Genomic DNA, 15367 nt, shown 5'->3' with positions numbered 1-15367 from the left:
CCCTTTGCGCAGCGCATCGCAAACCAAGCATCTGTTCGTCACCGGCGGTGTCGCCTCCAGTCTCGGCAAGGGGCTCACGGCATCCAGCCTCGGTCGCCTGCTCAAGGCACGCGGTCTGCGGGTCACCATGCAGAAGCTCGACCCCTACCTCAATGTCGACCCCGGCACGATGAACCCGTTCCAGCACGGCGAGGTCTTCGTCACCGACGACGGCGCCGAGACCGACCTCGACGTCGGCCACTACGAGCGCTTCCTCGACACCGACCTGCACGGCTCGGCCAATGTCACCACCGGGCAGATCTACTCCAACGTCATCGCCAAGGAGCGCCGCGGCGAGTACCTGGGCGACACCGTCCAGGTCATCCCGCACATCACCAACGAGATCAAGGACCGCATCCGCGGCATGGCCGGCCCCGACGTGGACGTGATCATCACCGAGGTGGGCGGCACCGTCGGCGACATCGAGTCACTCCCGTTCCTCGAGGCCGTCCGCCAGATCAGGCACGAGGTGGGCCGCGACAACGTCTTCTTCCTGCACGTCTCGCTGCTGCCCTACATCGGGCCGTCCGGCGAGCTGAAGACCAAGCCCACCCAGCACAGCGTGGCCGCCCTGCGCAGCATCGGCATCCAGCCCGACGCCATCGTCTGCCGCTCCGACCGGCCCATCACCACCTCGCTCAAGCGCAAGATCTCCCTGATGTGCGACGTGGACGAGGACGCGGTCGTCTCCGCGATCGATGCCGCCTCGATCTATGACATTCCCAAGGTGCTCCACTCCGAGGGCCTGGACGCCTACGTGGTACGGCGGCTGGGGCTGCCCTTCCGGGACGTCGACTGGAAGGAGTGGGAGCAGCTCCTCCGCCGGGTGCACCGGCCCGCCAAGGAGGTCACGGTCGCGCTGGTCGGCAAGTACATCGACCTGCCCGACGCCTACCTGTCGGTCACCGAGGCGCTGCGCGCAGGCGGCTTCGCCAACGACGCCCGCGTCAACATCCGCTGGGTCAAGAGCGACGACTGCGAGACGCCCGAAGGCGCCTCCCGTGAGCTCGACGGCGTCGACGGCGTGCTGATCCCCGGCGGCTTCGGCGTGCGCGGCATCGAGGGCAAGATCGGCGCGATCCGCCACGCCCGCGAGAACAAGGTCCCGCTGCTCGGCATCTGCCTCGGCATGCAGGGCATGGTCATCGAGGCCGCCCGCAACCTGGCCGGCGTCGAGGACGCCAACTCCGCCGAGTTCGACCCCGACACCAAGCACCCGGTCATCTCCACCATGGCCGACCAGGAGGACGTCGTGGCCGGCGAGCGCGACATGGGCGGCACCATGCGCCTGGGCCTCTACACCGCCAAGCTCGGCGAGGGCACCCTGGCCAGGCAGCTGTACGGCGGGCGGGCCAAGGCCGACGAGCGCCACCGCCACCGCTACGAGGTCAACAACTCCTACCGCGAGCAGCTGGAGAAGGTCGGCATGGTCTTCTCCGGGCTCTCGCCCGACGGCCGCCTGGTGGAGTACACCGAGCTGCCCGTCGAGGTGCACCCGTTCTTCATCGGCACCCAGGCCCACCCCGAGTTCCGCTCCCGGCCGACCCGGGCCAACCCGATGTTCAAGGGCCTCATCTCCGCCGCCCTCGCCTACGCCGACAGCCGCGTCGCGGAAGCGGTCAAGTAGGCCGCCCCGCCGGGGCGGAGCGGTAGCCGCCCGGGCCTGTCTCTGGCAGTATCACGGCATACCCCCGTGGCCAAAGGGACGGGCCCGATGCGCGTCTTCATCTGCTACAAGAAGAACCTCTCTCGCGACGAGGGCGGCGTACGCCTGGTCCAGGAGAACACCAAGGCCGAGATCCTTCACTACATCCTGGCCCAGCACGCCGAGTACGACCCGTGGATGGACGACGCCCGGCTGATGGCCGGGATGCACTGGGAGACCGAGATCTACCGCCAGATCCTGGCCAGTGACGTGCTGCTGGTGCTGGTCGGCCCCGGCACCTCGCAGTCGGAGTGGGTGCGCAGGGAGATCGCGCTGGCGACCGCGCTGAGCCTGGCGGTGGTGCCCGTCGGCTTCGACCTCGCCGACGAGGAGATGGTCGCCGAGGTCAAGGCGCTCAACATCGCCGACAGGCAGTACGTCATGACGCGGAACATCGCCCTGTCGCGCGGGGACGCGCTGGTCGCCGAGCTCGCCCCGGCGCTCGAGCACGCCGCCCGCGCGACCGCCGCGCGCCAGGGCAGGAGGCCGCCCCGCCGTACCAGGGCCAGGGACGACCAGCGGGCCGCCAGCTTCACGCTGCCCACCGGGGTGGCGCTGCACCTGGCCAGCGGTGACATCGCCAAGGTGCGGGGCATCGACGCGCTGGTCAACCCCGAGAACGACTACATGCAGATGGCCCGCTTCTTCGAAAGCCACACCGTCTCCTCGCTGCTGCGCAGGCGCGGCGCGACGATCAAGGCCGGGCTGTACGTCGACACCATCCAGCAGGAGCTGGACTGGCAGCTGCGCGAGCGCGGCAGGCCCGTCCAGGCGGGGGAGGTCTTCGCCACCAGCGCGGGCGGGCCCGCCAGCGAGCTGGCCAAGGTCAACAAGGCGCGGGCCATCCTGCACGTGGCCGCCGTGCAGGCCGTCGACGCCGAGAGCAAGGTCATCCCCTACAAGCACCCGCACCAGATCGAGGCGTGCGTCCGCTCGGTGCTGGCCGCGCTGGCCGACATCAACGCCGCCGACGGCGTCTTCTCCCCGCCGGGCACCCCGCAGCGCGGCGAGCAGGAACGGCTGGCCGGACTCGGCGACGGCAGGCTGCGCAGCGTGATCCTTCCGCTGCTCGGCACCGGGCAGGGCGGAGCCGCGACCACCGAGGTGATCGGGCCGATGCTGGAGACCCTGGCCGACAACGTGGACCTGGTGCCCGACCTGCGTGAGCTCTACATCTCCTGCTACGCCCAGGAAGATCTCGATACCGTGACCCGGGAGGTCGCGGCACGATTCGGATGATCGCCTGCGTTACCGTGGGCGAATGCACGTACGCGACACCGCAGACAAGTGGGAGGTCGTCTCCTCCACCGAGCGCCTGCGCACCAAGCTGTTGAAGGTCACCACGGAAGCCGTGCGCATGCCAGACGGCGCGGTCGCCGATCGCGACCTGATCTCCCACCCGGGCTCGGTCACCGTCGTCGCGGTCGACGAGCGGGGGTACGTGCTGCTGCTGCGCCAGTACCGGCACGCCGTCAAGCACCTGCTGTGGGAGCTGCCTGCCGGGTTGCGCGACCGCCCGGGCGAGGCGCTGGTCGACCTGGCGGCGCGCGAGCTGGCCGAGGAGAGCGGCTACCGCGCCGACACCTGGCACACGCTGCTCGACCTGTTCGTCACCCCCGGGGCCTCCGACGAGCGCTCGCGCATCTTCCTCGCCCGCGGCATCACAGCAATCCCCGAGGAGGAGATCACCTTCGTGCGCGAGCACGAGGAGGCCGACATGCCGACGATCTGGATGCCGCTGCAGGAGGCGGTGGAACACGTGCTCGCGGGAATGATCCACAATTCCCCGACAGTGGCCGGTATCCTCGCCGCATACGTGGCTTCGGCCGAGGGGTTCGCGGGGCTGCGGCCCGCCGACACACCTGAGGAGTGAGTTTCGTGGAGGCGGTGCTCTCCAGCTACCTCGCCCACCTGGCGGTGGAGCGTGGCCTGGCTGCCAACACGCTCGCCTCCTACCGGCGCGACCTGCGCCGCTACGTCGACCACCTGCGCGCCCGCGGCCGCGACAAGCTGTCGGACGTCGGGGAGTCCGACGTGCTGGGCTTCCTGGCCGCTCTGCGCGAGGGCGACGGCGAGCACCCCGCCCTCGTGGCAGGCTCGGCCGCCAGAGCGGTCTCGGCCGTACGCGGGCTGCACCGCTTCGCACTGCGCGAGGGGATGACCGAGCACGACCCCGCGCACGAGGTGCGGCCGCCGCGCCAGCTGCGCCGCCTGCCCAAGGCGATCACGGTCGACGAGGTCGAGCGGCTCATCGCCGCCTCGGGCCCCGACGGCGCGCCGCTGACCCTCCGCAACCGCGCCCTCCTCGAGGTGCTGTACGGCACGGGCGCCCGCATCTCGGAGGCGGTGGGACTCGCCGTCGACGACGTGGAGCACGACCAGGTACGGCTGCGCGGCAAGGGCGGCCGTACCCGGGTCGTCCCGCTCGGCCGGTATGCCCGTGGCGCGCTGGACGCATACCTGGTGCGCGCCCGCCCCGGCCTGCTCGCGCACGGCCGCGGCACCCCCGCGATCTTCCTCAACGCCAGGGGAGGGCGGCTGACCCGCCAGGGCGCCTGGGAAGTGCTGCAGGCGGCCGCCGAACGAGCCGGGCTTAACGGGATCTCTCCGCATGTCTTGCGGCATTCCTTCGCAACTCACCTGCTCGACGGCGGCGCCGACGTTAGGATGGTGCAGGAACTGCTGGGCCACGCCTCGGTGACCACTACCCAGGTGTACACCTTGGTCACCGTTGACAAGCTCAGAGAGGTCTATGCCGCGGCGCACCCCCGTGCCCGGCAGTGATCTATAGTCTTTCGACGTGCGGCGGTTCCGGCGTGCCGCCTTGCTGCGTTAAGTGCCGACGCCATAGTGTCCGTCCGGACGGTCCGGTTCGGGATCGTCAGGGAGGTTCGAGCTGGTGACTGTGAAGACCAACGGTTCGACCCCGGGGACCCCCGACAACCCCTGGGGCGACACCAAGACGAACACGCCATCCAGCGGCGTGAACCTGGGTCCGACCGGGCGGCCGCGCCCGACGTTCCCCGATCCCGTGCCCCGTGACACGCACGGACCGGCCCGGGTCGTCGCGATGGTCAACCAGAAGGGTGGCGTCGGCAAGACGACCACCACGATCAACCTGGGCGCCGCGCTCGTCGAGTGCGGGCTGAAGGTGCTGCTGGTCGACTTCGACCCGCAGGGCGCCCTGTCGGTCGGCCTCGGCATCAACCCGCTCCAGCTCGACTTGACGGTCTACAACCTGCTGATGGAGAGGTCCGTCACCGCGGAAGACGTGCTGCTCGAGACCGGCGTCGAGGGCCTCGACCTGCTGCCGAGCAACATCGACCTGTCCGCCGCCGAAGTCCAGCTCGTCACCGAGGTGGCCCGCGAGCAGGTGCTCGGCCGGGTGCTCAAGCCGCTGCTGCCGCACTACGACGTCTGCCTGATCGACTGCCAGCCCTCGCTTGGCCTGCTCACGATCAACGCGCTGACCTGCGCCGCCGGGGTCATGGTGCCGCTGGAGTGCGAGTTCTTCGCGCTGCGCGGCGTCGCCCTGCTCATGGACACCATCACCAAGGTGCAGGAGCGGCTCAACGAGGACCTCGAGATCGAGGGCCTGCTGGCCACCATGTACGACGCCCGCACGCTGCACGGCCGCGAGGTGCTCGCCCGCACCGTCGAGGCCTTCGGCGACAAGGTCTTCCACACGGTGATCAACCGGACCGTCCGCTTCCCCGACGCCACGGTCGCCGGCGAGCCGATCACCACGTTCGACCCGTCCTCGCTCGGCGCGAACGCTTACCGGGAGCTGGCCAGAGAGGTGCTGGCGCGCTGGCCGCAGCCTGCGACAATGGCCAGGTGACAACTCCGTCCGAGCAGGGTTTCCAGGTCCACCTGGACGTCTTCGAGGGTCCCTTCGATCTGCTGCTCGGGCTCATCTCCAAGCACAAACTGGACATCACCGAAGTCTCGCTCTCCAAGGTCACCGACGAGTTCATCGCCTACATCAAGTCGCGCGGGCCCGAGTGGGACCTCGACCAGACCAGTCACTTCCTCCTGGTCGCCGCCACGCTCCTGGACCTGAAGGCCGCCAGGCTGCTGCCCTCGGGCGAGGTCGAGGACGAGGAGGACCTGGCGCTGCTGGAGGCCCGCGACCTGCTGTTCGCCCGCCTCCTGCAGTACAAGGCCTACAAGGAAGTGGCGAAGGTCTTCTCCGGTCTGATGGCCCAGGAGTCCCTGCGCTTCCCCCGTACGGTGGCCCTGGAGCCGCAGTTCGCCAACCTCCTGCCGGAGCTGGTGCTCGGCATCGGGCCCGACCAGCTCGCCAAGATCGCTGCCCGGGCCTTCACCCCCAAGCTGCCGCCCACCGTCTCGGTCGGCCACATCTACCAACCGCTCGCCTCGGTGCGGGAGCAGGCGGCTATCCTTGTCCAGCGGCTGCGGCGGATGCGCAAGGCGACCTTCCGCGCCCTGGTCGCCGACTGCGACGGGACCTTCGAGGTCATCGCCCGCTTCCTGGCCGTACTCGAGCTCTTCCGGGAGTCGGCGGTCACCTTCGACCAGCTCGAGCCGCTGGGCGACCTGCACGTCACCTGGACGGGGGCCGACGAGGGCGACGTCTCGGTGGGCGACGACTACGAAGAGAGCGCGGAGAAGCGAACCGATGAGTAAGCACGGCGACTCGGACCTGCCTGCCTGGATGACCCTCCCGGGCTCCCTGGCCGACCCTGCAGGCCACTCCGACCCCGCCGAGCCCGCGCCCGGTCCCACGCCTGCCGTTCCGGACGTGCCTGCGGCCCGGGAGGGTGAGCCCGCCTCGGATGCCGCGTCCGAGACTGCCGGCACCCAGTCGTCCGCCGTCGCGCCAGAACCCCAGAGCGCTCCCACGCCTGCCGCTCCGGACGTGCCTGCGGCCAGGAGTGGTGGGCTCGATGTGGACACCGGGTCCCTCGCTTCGGACGTGGATGCCGCGCTGGTAAGCGAAGCCGACTCGGACGTCGACCTCGACGCAGGCGTCGAGGTCGAGGCTGAGGGCGGGATCGAGCGCGGACGCGCTGACGGCGAGGGCACGATGCACGGCGACGGCGTCGCGCGGCGTGGTGAGCCGGAAGACTCCGGCTCCGCGGACTTCGAGCCTGCCGACCACGCCGGAGACGCGGAGTTCGTGCCTGCCGACGGTGTCGGGGACGCGGACTTCGAGCCTGCCGACTACGCCGGGGACCCGGAGTTCGTGCCTGCCGACGGTGTCGGGGACGGGGAGTTCGTGCCTACTGGCCGTACCGGGGACGAAGGTGAGGATTCGGCGGTGTCGGCCGGTTTCGTCGGCGCCGGTGCGGCGAGTCTGGGTGCGGCGGTGCCCGGCGCGAGGCCCGCGCCCGAGCAGGAGTCTCCCGGCGCGCCCGTCGAGCTGACGGACGAGGACCCCAAGCCCGCCCCGTCCGGGACGGCGGCGGAGGCCGGACGCGTGGGCGACGCGGGCGATGTGGGTGACCCGGAGACGTGGGCACGCGAGAACGTCCTGTCCGTGGCAGCGGCGGAGGCCGGACGCGCGGGCGTCGTGGGTGACGTGGGCGTTGTGGGGGACGCGGAGGTTGGGGAGGAGGGCGGGGTCGGGCCGGGGTTGCGGGCCGCGCTGGAGGCCATCCTGATGGTGGTCGACGAGCCGGTGGCCGAGGTGACGCTGGCGCAGGTGCTCGAACGGCCCACGCACGAGGTGGCGGCCGCACTCCGTGAGCTGGAGGCGGAATACACCGAGGCGGGTCGGGGGTTTGACTTGAGGGAAGTGGCAGGCGGCTGGCGCTACTACACGCGTGCCGACTGCGCTGCCCTGGTCGAGCGGTTTATCCGTGACGGCCAGCAGACGCGGCTGACCCAGGCCGCGCTCGAGACTCTCGCGGTCGTGGCTTACCGGCAACCGGTGAGCCGTGCCCGCGTGGCCGCGGTACGCGGCGTGAACAGCGACGGAGTCATGCGGACTCTCGTCGCCAGGGGGCTGGTCGAGGAGGCCGGCACCGACCCGGAGAGCCAGGCAGTGCTCTACCGGACAAGCTCATACTTCCTGGAGCGTCTGGGACTGAAGGACTTGAGCGAGCTTCCCGAGCTCGCCCCCTTCCTCCCTGACGACGTGGAGAACTTCGAGGAGACAACCAAGTGATCAACAGGCGAAGCACCCCGTCCGGTGATGGACGCGGTCGCGGACGTGCCACCGGCTCTGGTAGCCGAGGGGGCCGTCCCGCCTTCCGCTCCGACGACACGCGCGGCTCTTTCCGCGCCGACAGCCGCGGTGGCCGCCGCACGGACGACCCCCGCCGCACCCCGCGCCGCGACGACGACTCCCGCGGCTCGTTCCGCGCGGGCCCCCGCGACGACTCCCGTGGTCGTGACGATTCCCGTGGTCGCAACGATTCCGGCGGTCGCAACGACTCCCGTGGTCGCGACGATTCCCGTGGACGTGGCGACTTCCGCGGGCGTGACGATTCCCGTGGACGTGGCGACTTCCGCGGGCGTGACGATTCCGGCGGTCGCAACGACTCCCGTGGTCGCGACGATTCCCGCGGTCGCGGCGACTTCCGCAGCCGTGACGATTCCCGCGGCGACCGCGGAGCCTCGCGCGCCAGGTACGGCGGGCCCGCCTCCCGAGAGGGCTCCGGCTCCCGCGGTCCCGATCGCGGAGACCGCCCCTACAACCGGGACCGCGACGACCGCGGCTACGGTCGTGACCGCGACGACCGGGGTCACGCCCGGGACGGTGGCTTCGGCCGCGACCGCGACGACCGCGGCGGCAACCAGAGCCGTGGCTACAGCCAGGACCGCGGCGGCAACCAGAGCCGTGGCTACAGCCAGGACCGCGGCGGCAACCAGAGCCGTGGCTACAGCCAGGACCGCGGCGGCAACCAGGCCCGTGGCTACAACCAGGACCGCGGCGGCAACCAGGCCCGTGGCTACAACCAGGACCGGGGTTACAACCGGGACCGTGACCAAGACCGCGGGGACCGGGGTTACGGCAGCGACCGTGGCTTCGGCCGAGAGCGCGGATACGACCGTGACGACCGCGACCGTGGCAACGAGCCCCGCGAGGGTGCGCGCGGTGCGGAGTCGTCCAGGGCCCGCTACGGCAGGCGCCCCGACGGCCCGGCGGGCAGGCGGGACGCGGGTTCCGTACGGGCCAGCCGTACCGGCAGGCGCGACGACGTGCAGACGATCGGCGGGAACCGTAGCCCCCAGAAGCCGGAGAACCGGTTCAAGACCGCCAGGCAGCCCATCCGCGACCGTAACTTCTACGAGCCGGGCTACACCGACGAGCGCGACACCACCGAGGTGCCCGACGGCGTCCGGCTGCAGAAGGTACTGGCCCAGGCCGGCGTCGCCAGCCGCAGGGCGTGCGAGGAGATGATCGGCGACGGCCGCGTCACCGTGAACGGCCAGGTCGTGCGCAGGTTCGGCGCCAAGGTCGACCCCGCCACGCAGATCATCCACGTCGACGGCAAGCGCATCCCGACCGCCCCCGACCTGGTCTACTACGCGCTGAACAAGCCGATCGGCGTCGTGTCCACGATGGACGACCCGCAGGGCCGCCCGTCCCTGGCCGACTACGTCCAGGAGCTGGCGCCCAGGCTGTTCCACGTGGGCAGGCTCGACACCGAGACCGAGGGCCTGCTGCTGCTCACCAACGACGGCGAGCTGGCCAACCGGCTGACGCACCCCAGCTACGGCGTGCAGAAGAAGTACTGGGCCAAGGTCCCGGGCCCGATCCCGCGCGACCTGGGCCGCAGGCTCAAGCAGGGCATCGAGCTGGAGGACGGCCTGGCCCGCGCCGACGACTTCTCGATCGTGCAGGAGCACGGCCAGCAGGCGCTGGTGGAGGTCGTGCTGCACGAGGGACGTAAGCACGTCGTCAGGCGCATGCTGGAGGAAGCGGGCCACCGCGTCATCGACCTGGCCAGGATCGAGTTCGGGCCGGTCAAGCTGGGCCGTACCAAGCCGGGCACGGTCCGTGCGCTCAGCTTGAAGGAAGTCGGCGAGCTCTACGCCGCCGTCAAGCTGTAATCTGGGCAGACCCACGCGAGCCCGTGCGAAAGCACGGGCTCTCACCCATATCGAGGGGAACAAGGCATATGGTGCGGGCGATCCGCGGCGCGATCCAGGTGGACGGGGACGACCGCGACGCGATCATCGAAGGTACGACCGAGCTGGTCAGCGAGATCATGGAGCGCAACCAGCTGACGACCGACGACGTGATCAGCGTGCTGTTCACCGCCACGCCCGACCTGACGGCGGAGTTCCCCGCGCTCGCCGCGCGAAAGCTCGGCTTCCACGATGTGCCGCTGATCTGCTGCACCGAGATCGACGTGCCCGGCGCGCTGCCGCGGGTCGTGCGGCTGATGGCACACGTGGAGACCGACCGCCCGCGCGCGGACATCCAGCACGTCTACCTGCGGGGCGCGGTCGCGCTCCGCCAGGACATAGCACAATAACTTCAGGGCTCAATAGTTCAGGAAAAGGCCATGGAACTCCGTAGCGTGCTGGTGGTCGGCACCGGTCTCATCGGCACCTCCGTCGCGCTGGCCCTGCGCCAGAAGGACGTGCGCGTCCTGCTCGCCGACCGCGACCAGGGAGCGGTACGGCTGGCCAGGGAACTCGGCGCCGGCGAGGAATGGGATCCCGCCGGACCACCGGTCGACCTCGCCGTCATCGCCGTCCCCCCGGCGCACGTGGCGACCGAGTTGCTGGCACTCCAGGAAGTCGGCGCGGCCAGGTTCTACACCGACGTGGCCAGCGTGAAGGTCGAGCCCATCGTCAGGGCCACCCAGCTCGGCTGCGATCTGAGCACGTACGTCGCCTCCCACCCGCTGGCCGGCCGCGAGAAGTCGGGCCCGGGAGCGGCCAGGTCCGATTTGTTCCTCGGCCGCCCGTGGGCGCTCTGCCCCACGGACGAGGCCGCCCCCGAGGCCGTCGCGGCGATCGACGCGCTGGTCGAGCTCTGCGGCGCCAACGCCGTCCGGGTTCCCGCTCAGGAGCACGACCAGGCTGTCGCCGTCGTCTCGCACGCCCCGCACGTGGCCGCCTCCGCGGTGGCCGCCCGCCTGGCCGAGGCGCCCGACGTGGCGCTGGGCCTGGCCGGGCAGGGGGTGCGGGACGTCACCAGGATCGCCGGCAGCGACCCGAGTCTGTGGCTGGGCATCCTGTCCGGCAACGCCGCTCCCGTGGCGGCGGTGCTCGAGGCCGTGGCCCAGGACCTGGCCGAGGCGGCCACCGCGCTGCGCGCCCTGGCCGAGGGCGACGGCACCGCCACCTCCGACCTCACCCAGCTGCTCAAGCGCGGCGTCGCCGGCCACGACCGCATCCCCGGCAAGCACGGCGGCCCCGCCGCGGCCTACGCCGTCGTCCAGGTGGTCATCGGCGACCGTCCCGGCCAGCTGGCCCGCCTGTTTCAGGTGTGCGACGAGGTCGGCGTCAACGTGGAGGACGTCCGCCTCGAACACGCCCCCGGCCTCCCGCTGGGCCTGGCCGAACTGTCGGTCCAGCCCCACGCGGTCACCACCCTGACCGAGGCCCTCCACGAACGAGGCTGGCAGGTCCCCTAACCCGATCTTTGTGGGGATCTTGTACGGCGGGCGGCGGCTCGCCGTACAAGATCATCACAAAGTCCTCTAGATCGAGTCGGGGAGCCAGCTGCCATGGAAGCCGAGGGGGATGCGGGCGGGCAGGTGGACGGTGGCCAGGGGAGTGCCGGTGAAGTCCTGGGATGACAGGATGACGAGGTCCGCCGCGCCGCGGTCGGGGTTGTTGACGTAGGACAGGATGTAGCCGTCGTCCTCCGCCGTGCTGGACACCGAGGGCACGAAGACCGGCTCGCCCACGAAGGCGCCGCGGCCGAACTGACGGCTCTGCTGCGTCCCGTTGACCAGGTCGTGCTTGATGAGCGTGTTGTCGAAGGCCGTGTCCGGCAGGTCCTCCAGCGCCACGTCCCGCGGGTGGACGACGTCGTTGAGGTCGCGGGTGGCGGCGGTGTAGCCGAAGCGGTACGGCAGGCCGGTGCGCCGCTCGTCCATGCGCGGGAACTCCTGCGTCCGGTCGTCCAGCCGGGTCTCGACGACCTTGCCCGTCGAGGGGGAGATCCGCCAGCGGTCGAGCGTCGGCGTGCCGCCCAGGTCGAGCCTGGCGTCGACGAAGCGCTTGGGATAGCGGACCACGTCGACCACCACGTCCGCGCCGTCGTCGTAGGCGTTGAGCGTGTGGAAGACGAAGCAGGGGCCGACCTCCACCCAGCGCACCTCGCCGGTGGCACGCGACAGCAGCCCCACCCGCGCCTGCCGCCCGTCGTCCCAGGTGTACGGAAGCAGGGCGCCCTTCTCGGCGTGGGCCATGCTGAACACGACCGGCAGGTCGTAGATCACCACGTACCGCTGCGTGAGGGCGAAGTCGTGCATCATGGGCGACTCGCCGGTGGGCACGTCCCTGGTCGAGACGACCTTGCCCGCCGCGTCGAGCACGATGTGCTGGACGTGCTGCCAGAACCAGGTGTAGGCGATCGCGTGCAGCTCGCCGGTGGCAGGGTCGACGTGGGTGTGCGCGGCGTACCCGCCAGGCAGCCCGCCGTCGAAGTCGCACGTGCCGATCGTGTCCAGCTCGTAGGACAGCTCGTACGGCAGGGGCCCCGCCTCCACCGTGGCGAAGGTCCTGCCTGCGTGGCCGATGACGTGGGTGTTGGCGGCGAAGTCCATGCCGCCGTGGACGGGCCCGGGCCTGGGCTCCTCCCCGAGGCGCGTGGCGGTCGCGGCGTTGCGCACCCAGCGGTTGCGGTACCACTCGGCGCGGCCGTCGCGCAGCCGTACGCCGTGCACCATGCCCTCGCCGAAGAACAGGTGGCTCGCGGTGGGGTCGTCGAGGCTGAGCGGGTTGGGCCCGTTGCGCAGGTAGCGGCCGTCGAGGTCGGCGGGGATGGCGCCGGTGACGGGCAGGTCGAAGGCGGTGATCTCCTCGGACACGGGGGCGAAGCCGCCTCTGAAGGGGGTGGTCGCGGTCATGACGGGTTCCTCTCGTCGGGAAGGAACGGAGTGATCACGGACAGGAGCAGCCGCTGGTAGCGCCGCTCGGCCACCGGCGGCGCGAAGTGCCCGGAGATCTCCAGGCTCACGGCACCGTGAGCGGCCATCCACAGCAGGTCGGAGATCTCCTCGGCCGTCCCGCCAGTCAGCAGTCCCGCCGCCAGGCAGTCCGCCACCGAGTCGGTCAGGATCTGGAAGGTGCGCTTGGCCGCCGCGAACGCCTCCGGGCTCGGCGTGAACCCGGGCACCGCACCGAGGAACATGACCCGGTAGTAGTCCGGCTCCTCGAGCGCGTAGTCGCGGTACACGCTGCCGTAGCGGATCAGCCGCTCGAGCGGGTCGGCCTCGTCGCGCCAGGCCGAGAGCCTCCGCTCGAAGCGGGCGAAGCCCTCCACCCAGAGCGCCTCGACCAGCCCGTCCTTGCCGCCGAAGAGCGTGTAGATCACCTTGGTCGAGCAGCCGACCTCGGCGGCGATGCGCCGCACGGTCAGCGCGGCCACACCCTCGGAAACGAGCAGGTGCGTGGCCGCGTCCAGGATGGCGGCTCGGACCACGTCCTGGCCTTCGCGCTGGGCGAGCTGATACACGGTCATGCGGTAACGCCGTTTCTGTTCGGTAACGCTGTTACCGACATTCGACGCCCCTGCCCCTGACATGTCAAGCGCCCGGGAGGGAACGCGTCATGAACCGAACCCGACGACCAGGAGAAACATCCACACGGGGACCAGACCCTTGGCGAGCAGGCGGTAGGTGGGCAGCGGGCTGCCGCTGACCGTCTCCTTGTAGCGGACCGCCCACGCGCCCTTCAGGTACGCCCTGCGGGGGCTGTCGTCGGGGCGGGTGAACTGGATGACGCCGTCTTTGCGGCCGATGCTCAGCGGCTGGTGGAAGTACCCGAACCGGAACGGCTTGGGCCGCCTGCCGCGCAGCACCGCGATGATCGACCCGGCGGCGGCCAGCCCTGTCGGGATGCCGCCCTGGCAGGTCCCGTGCATCACGCCGTACGACTGGCTGATGGCGGCCGAGTCGCCGACCGCGTAGACGTCGGGGTGCGAGACCGAGCGGAGCGTCTCGTCCACCACGATCCTGCCGTGCGCGTCCACGGTCAGGCCGGCCTGGGCGGCCAGGGGCAGGCCCTTGGTCCCCGCGGTCCACAGGGTCGCCTCGGAGGGGATGATCTCGCCGTCGCTCAGCTCGACCCCGTCGGGCAGCACCTTGGTGACGCCGCCCTCGCGCACCTCGATGCCGAGCCGGTCCATGGCCCGCATCAGGTAGTCGCGGGCGCCACGGCCCATCATCGCGGCGGGGCGTCCCCGCGACAGCAGCACGACGTGCAGCTCCGGGTGCGCCTCGGCGATCTCGGTGGCCGACTCGACGCCGGTCAGGCCGCCCCCGGCCACCACGACCGTGCCGCCGCCGAGCTCGCCGAGCCGTACGGCCAGCCGTTCCGCCTCCCGGTAGGAGTTGTAGACGAAGGCGTGCTCGGCCACGCCGGGCATGGACAGGTCGGTGACGGCGCCCAGGGCGTAGACGAGCTTGTCGTAGCCGAAGACCCGGCCGCCGTCGACGGTGACCTCGTGCCGCTCGGCGTCGATGCCCCTGACCCGGGCCTGGACGAAGTCGATGCCGGTCCCGGAGATCACGTCCTGGATGGCGTGGTCGGCCAGCTTCTCGCCGGCGGCGGTCTGGTGCAGCCTCAGCCGCTCGGTGAAGCGGGGCGAGGCGTTGATCAGCGTGATGTGCGCGCGGGTCTTGGCGGCCAGCCTGATCGCCGCCGCCATGCCGGTGTAACCGGCCCCAAGAACCAGAATCTCAGTCATGCCCCCAAGGACGGATCGACGCCCCGGCGTTGTGACATGGCGCCCGCGGAATGGCGATACCCTTTCTCGGGTTGGAAACCGTAAAGAGGGAGAGGCCGTGGGCGGGCTGGTCGTCGCCATGGACGGACCTTCGGGGTCCGGGAAGTCCAGTGTGTCGCGCGGGGTCGCGCGAGCGCTCGGCCTGCGTTACCTCGACACCGGGGCGATGTACCGGGCGATGACCTGGTGGATGCTCCGGCAGGAGGTCGCCCTGGACGATGCGGGCGCGATCGCCGCGCGATGCGGCGAGCCCGCGATCGAGTCCGGCACCGACCCCGACGGGCCGGCGATCCATGTCGACGGCGTCGACGTGGCGGGGCCGATCAGGGAGGCCGAGGTGACCGGGGCCGTGTCCGCGGTGGCTGCGGTTCCCGAGGTGCGCGCTCGGCTCGTGGCGATGCAGCGGGAGATCATCGGCGCCGGCGACATCGTGGTCGAGGGCCGCGACATCGGCTCCGTGGTCGCGCCCGAGGCGCCCGTCAAGCTCTACCTCACCGCCAGCGCCCACGCCCGTGCCGCCCGCCGTACGGCGGAGCTCGCGGGCACCACCGTGGAGGCCCAGAAGGCTGACATGGCCAGGCGTGACACCCTGGACTCGACAAGGAAGACGGATCCGCTCTCGATCGCGGCTGGCGCGACCGAGCTCGACACCTCCGACCTCACTCTGGACGAGGTCATCGCCGAGGTGCTGAGAGTGATCAAGGAGCGCACCTGAGGGTGCGGTACTCGCAAAGGAT

The 15367-nt window shown here is 70.9% G+C and carries 14 protein-coding genes; 11 read left to right on the top strand and 3 right to left on the bottom strand.

Annotated features, from left to right (window positions below):
• Positions 1-4: 4 nt before the first annotated feature.
• The 10 genes from ACIBHX_RS19950 (at position 5) to ACIBHX_RS19905 (ending at position 11307) form a co-directional block, all read left to right on the top strand.
• Positions 5-1666, top strand: a complete 1662-nt coding sequence (locus tag ACIBHX_RS19950; RefSeq protein ID WP_397068607.1) for a CTP synthase — start codon at positions 5-7, stop codon at positions 1664-1666.
• 87 nt (positions 1667-1753) lie between these two features.
• Entirely contained in the window at positions 1754-2983 is a 1230-nt protein-coding gene (locus ACIBHX_RS19945) for a TIR domain-containing protein (protein WP_397068606.1), read from the top strand.
• 22 nt (positions 2984-3005) lie between these two features.
• Positions 3006-3617 (top strand): NUDIX domain-containing protein, encoded by a 612-nt coding sequence (locus tag ACIBHX_RS19940; protein ID WP_397068605.1) that lies wholly within the window; start codon positions 3006-3008, stop codon positions 3615-3617.
• A 5-nt stretch (positions 3618-3622) separates the two neighbouring features.
• Positions 3623-4528, top strand: coding sequence for a site-specific tyrosine recombinase XerD (locus ACIBHX_RS19935; RefSeq protein ID WP_397068604.1), 906 nt, complete (start codon positions 3623-3625; stop codon positions 4526-4528).
• A 115-nt stretch (positions 4529-4643) separates the two neighbouring features.
• Positions 4644-5585 (top strand): ParA family protein, encoded by a 942-nt coding sequence (locus ACIBHX_RS19930; protein WP_397068603.1) that lies wholly within the window; start codon positions 4644-4646, stop codon positions 5583-5585.
• Positions 5582-6394, top strand: coding sequence for a segregation and condensation protein A (locus ACIBHX_RS19925; protein ID WP_397068601.1), 813 nt, complete (start codon positions 5582-5584; stop codon positions 6392-6394). The genes ACIBHX_RS19930 and ACIBHX_RS19925 overlap by 4 nt, the downstream gene beginning before the upstream one ends.
• Positions 6395-7280: 886 nt before the next feature.
• Positions 7281-7877, top strand: coding sequence for an SMC-Scp complex subunit ScpB (gene scpB / locus ACIBHX_RS19920; protein ID WP_397068775.1), 597 nt, complete (start codon positions 7281-7283; stop codon positions 7875-7877).
• Entirely contained in the window at positions 7874-9769 is a 1896-nt protein-coding gene (locus ACIBHX_RS19915; RefSeq protein WP_397068600.1) for a pseudouridine synthase, read from the top strand. Before scpB ends, ACIBHX_RS19915 begins: the two co-directional genes overlap by 4 nt.
• Positions 9770-9837: 68 nt before the next feature.
• Positions 9838-10197, top strand: coding sequence for a chorismate mutase (gene aroH, locus ACIBHX_RS19910; RefSeq protein WP_397068599.1), 360 nt, complete (start codon positions 9838-9840; stop codon positions 10195-10197).
• Between the two features lie 30 nt (positions 10198-10227).
• The gene (locus ACIBHX_RS19905; protein WP_397068598.1) at positions 10228-11307 is read left to right on the top strand and encodes a prephenate dehydrogenase; all 1080 of its coding nucleotides are present in this window, start codon (positions 10228-10230) and stop codon (positions 11305-11307) included.
• 66 nt (positions 11308-11373) lie between these two features.
• Here the strand turns inward: ACIBHX_RS19905 and ACIBHX_RS19900 are convergent, their stop codons facing one another.
• The 3 genes from ACIBHX_RS19900 to ACIBHX_RS19890 all read right to left on the bottom strand — a co-directional run bounded on the left by ACIBHX_RS19900 (position 11374) and on the right by ACIBHX_RS19890 (position 14591).
• Positions 11374-12750: a carotenoid oxygenase family protein gene (locus ACIBHX_RS19900; RefSeq protein WP_397068597.1), complete on the bottom strand. Its 1377-nt coding sequence runs from the start codon at positions 12748-12750 to the stop codon at positions 11374-11376.
• Positions 12747-13364 (bottom strand): TetR/AcrR family transcriptional regulator, encoded by a 618-nt coding sequence (locus tag ACIBHX_RS19895; protein WP_397068596.1) that lies wholly within the window; start codon positions 13362-13364, stop codon positions 12747-12749. Before ACIBHX_RS19895 ends, ACIBHX_RS19900 begins: the two co-directional genes overlap by 4 nt.
• Before the next feature lie 87 nt (positions 13365-13451).
• On the bottom strand, positions 13452-14591 hold the full coding sequence (locus tag ACIBHX_RS19890) for an NAD(P)/FAD-dependent oxidoreductase (RefSeq protein ID WP_397068595.1): 1140 nt from the start codon (positions 14589-14591) through the stop codon (positions 13452-13454).
• Between the two features lie 97 nt (positions 14592-14688).
• On the opposite strand from ACIBHX_RS19890, the gene cmk reads away from it, so the two are divergent.
• Positions 14689-15345, top strand: coding sequence for a (d)CMP kinase (gene cmk / locus ACIBHX_RS19885; protein ID WP_397068594.1), 657 nt, complete (start codon positions 14689-14691; stop codon positions 15343-15345).
• The last annotated feature ends 22 nt before the right edge of the window (positions 15346-15367 follow it).

It is taken from the genome of Nonomuraea sp. NPDC050536 (assembly GCF_044457685.1).
Classification (GTDB): Bacteria; Actinomycetota; Actinomycetes; order Streptosporangiales; family Streptosporangiaceae; genus Nonomuraea.
This window is presented reverse-complemented; position numbering and strand designations above follow the sequence as displayed.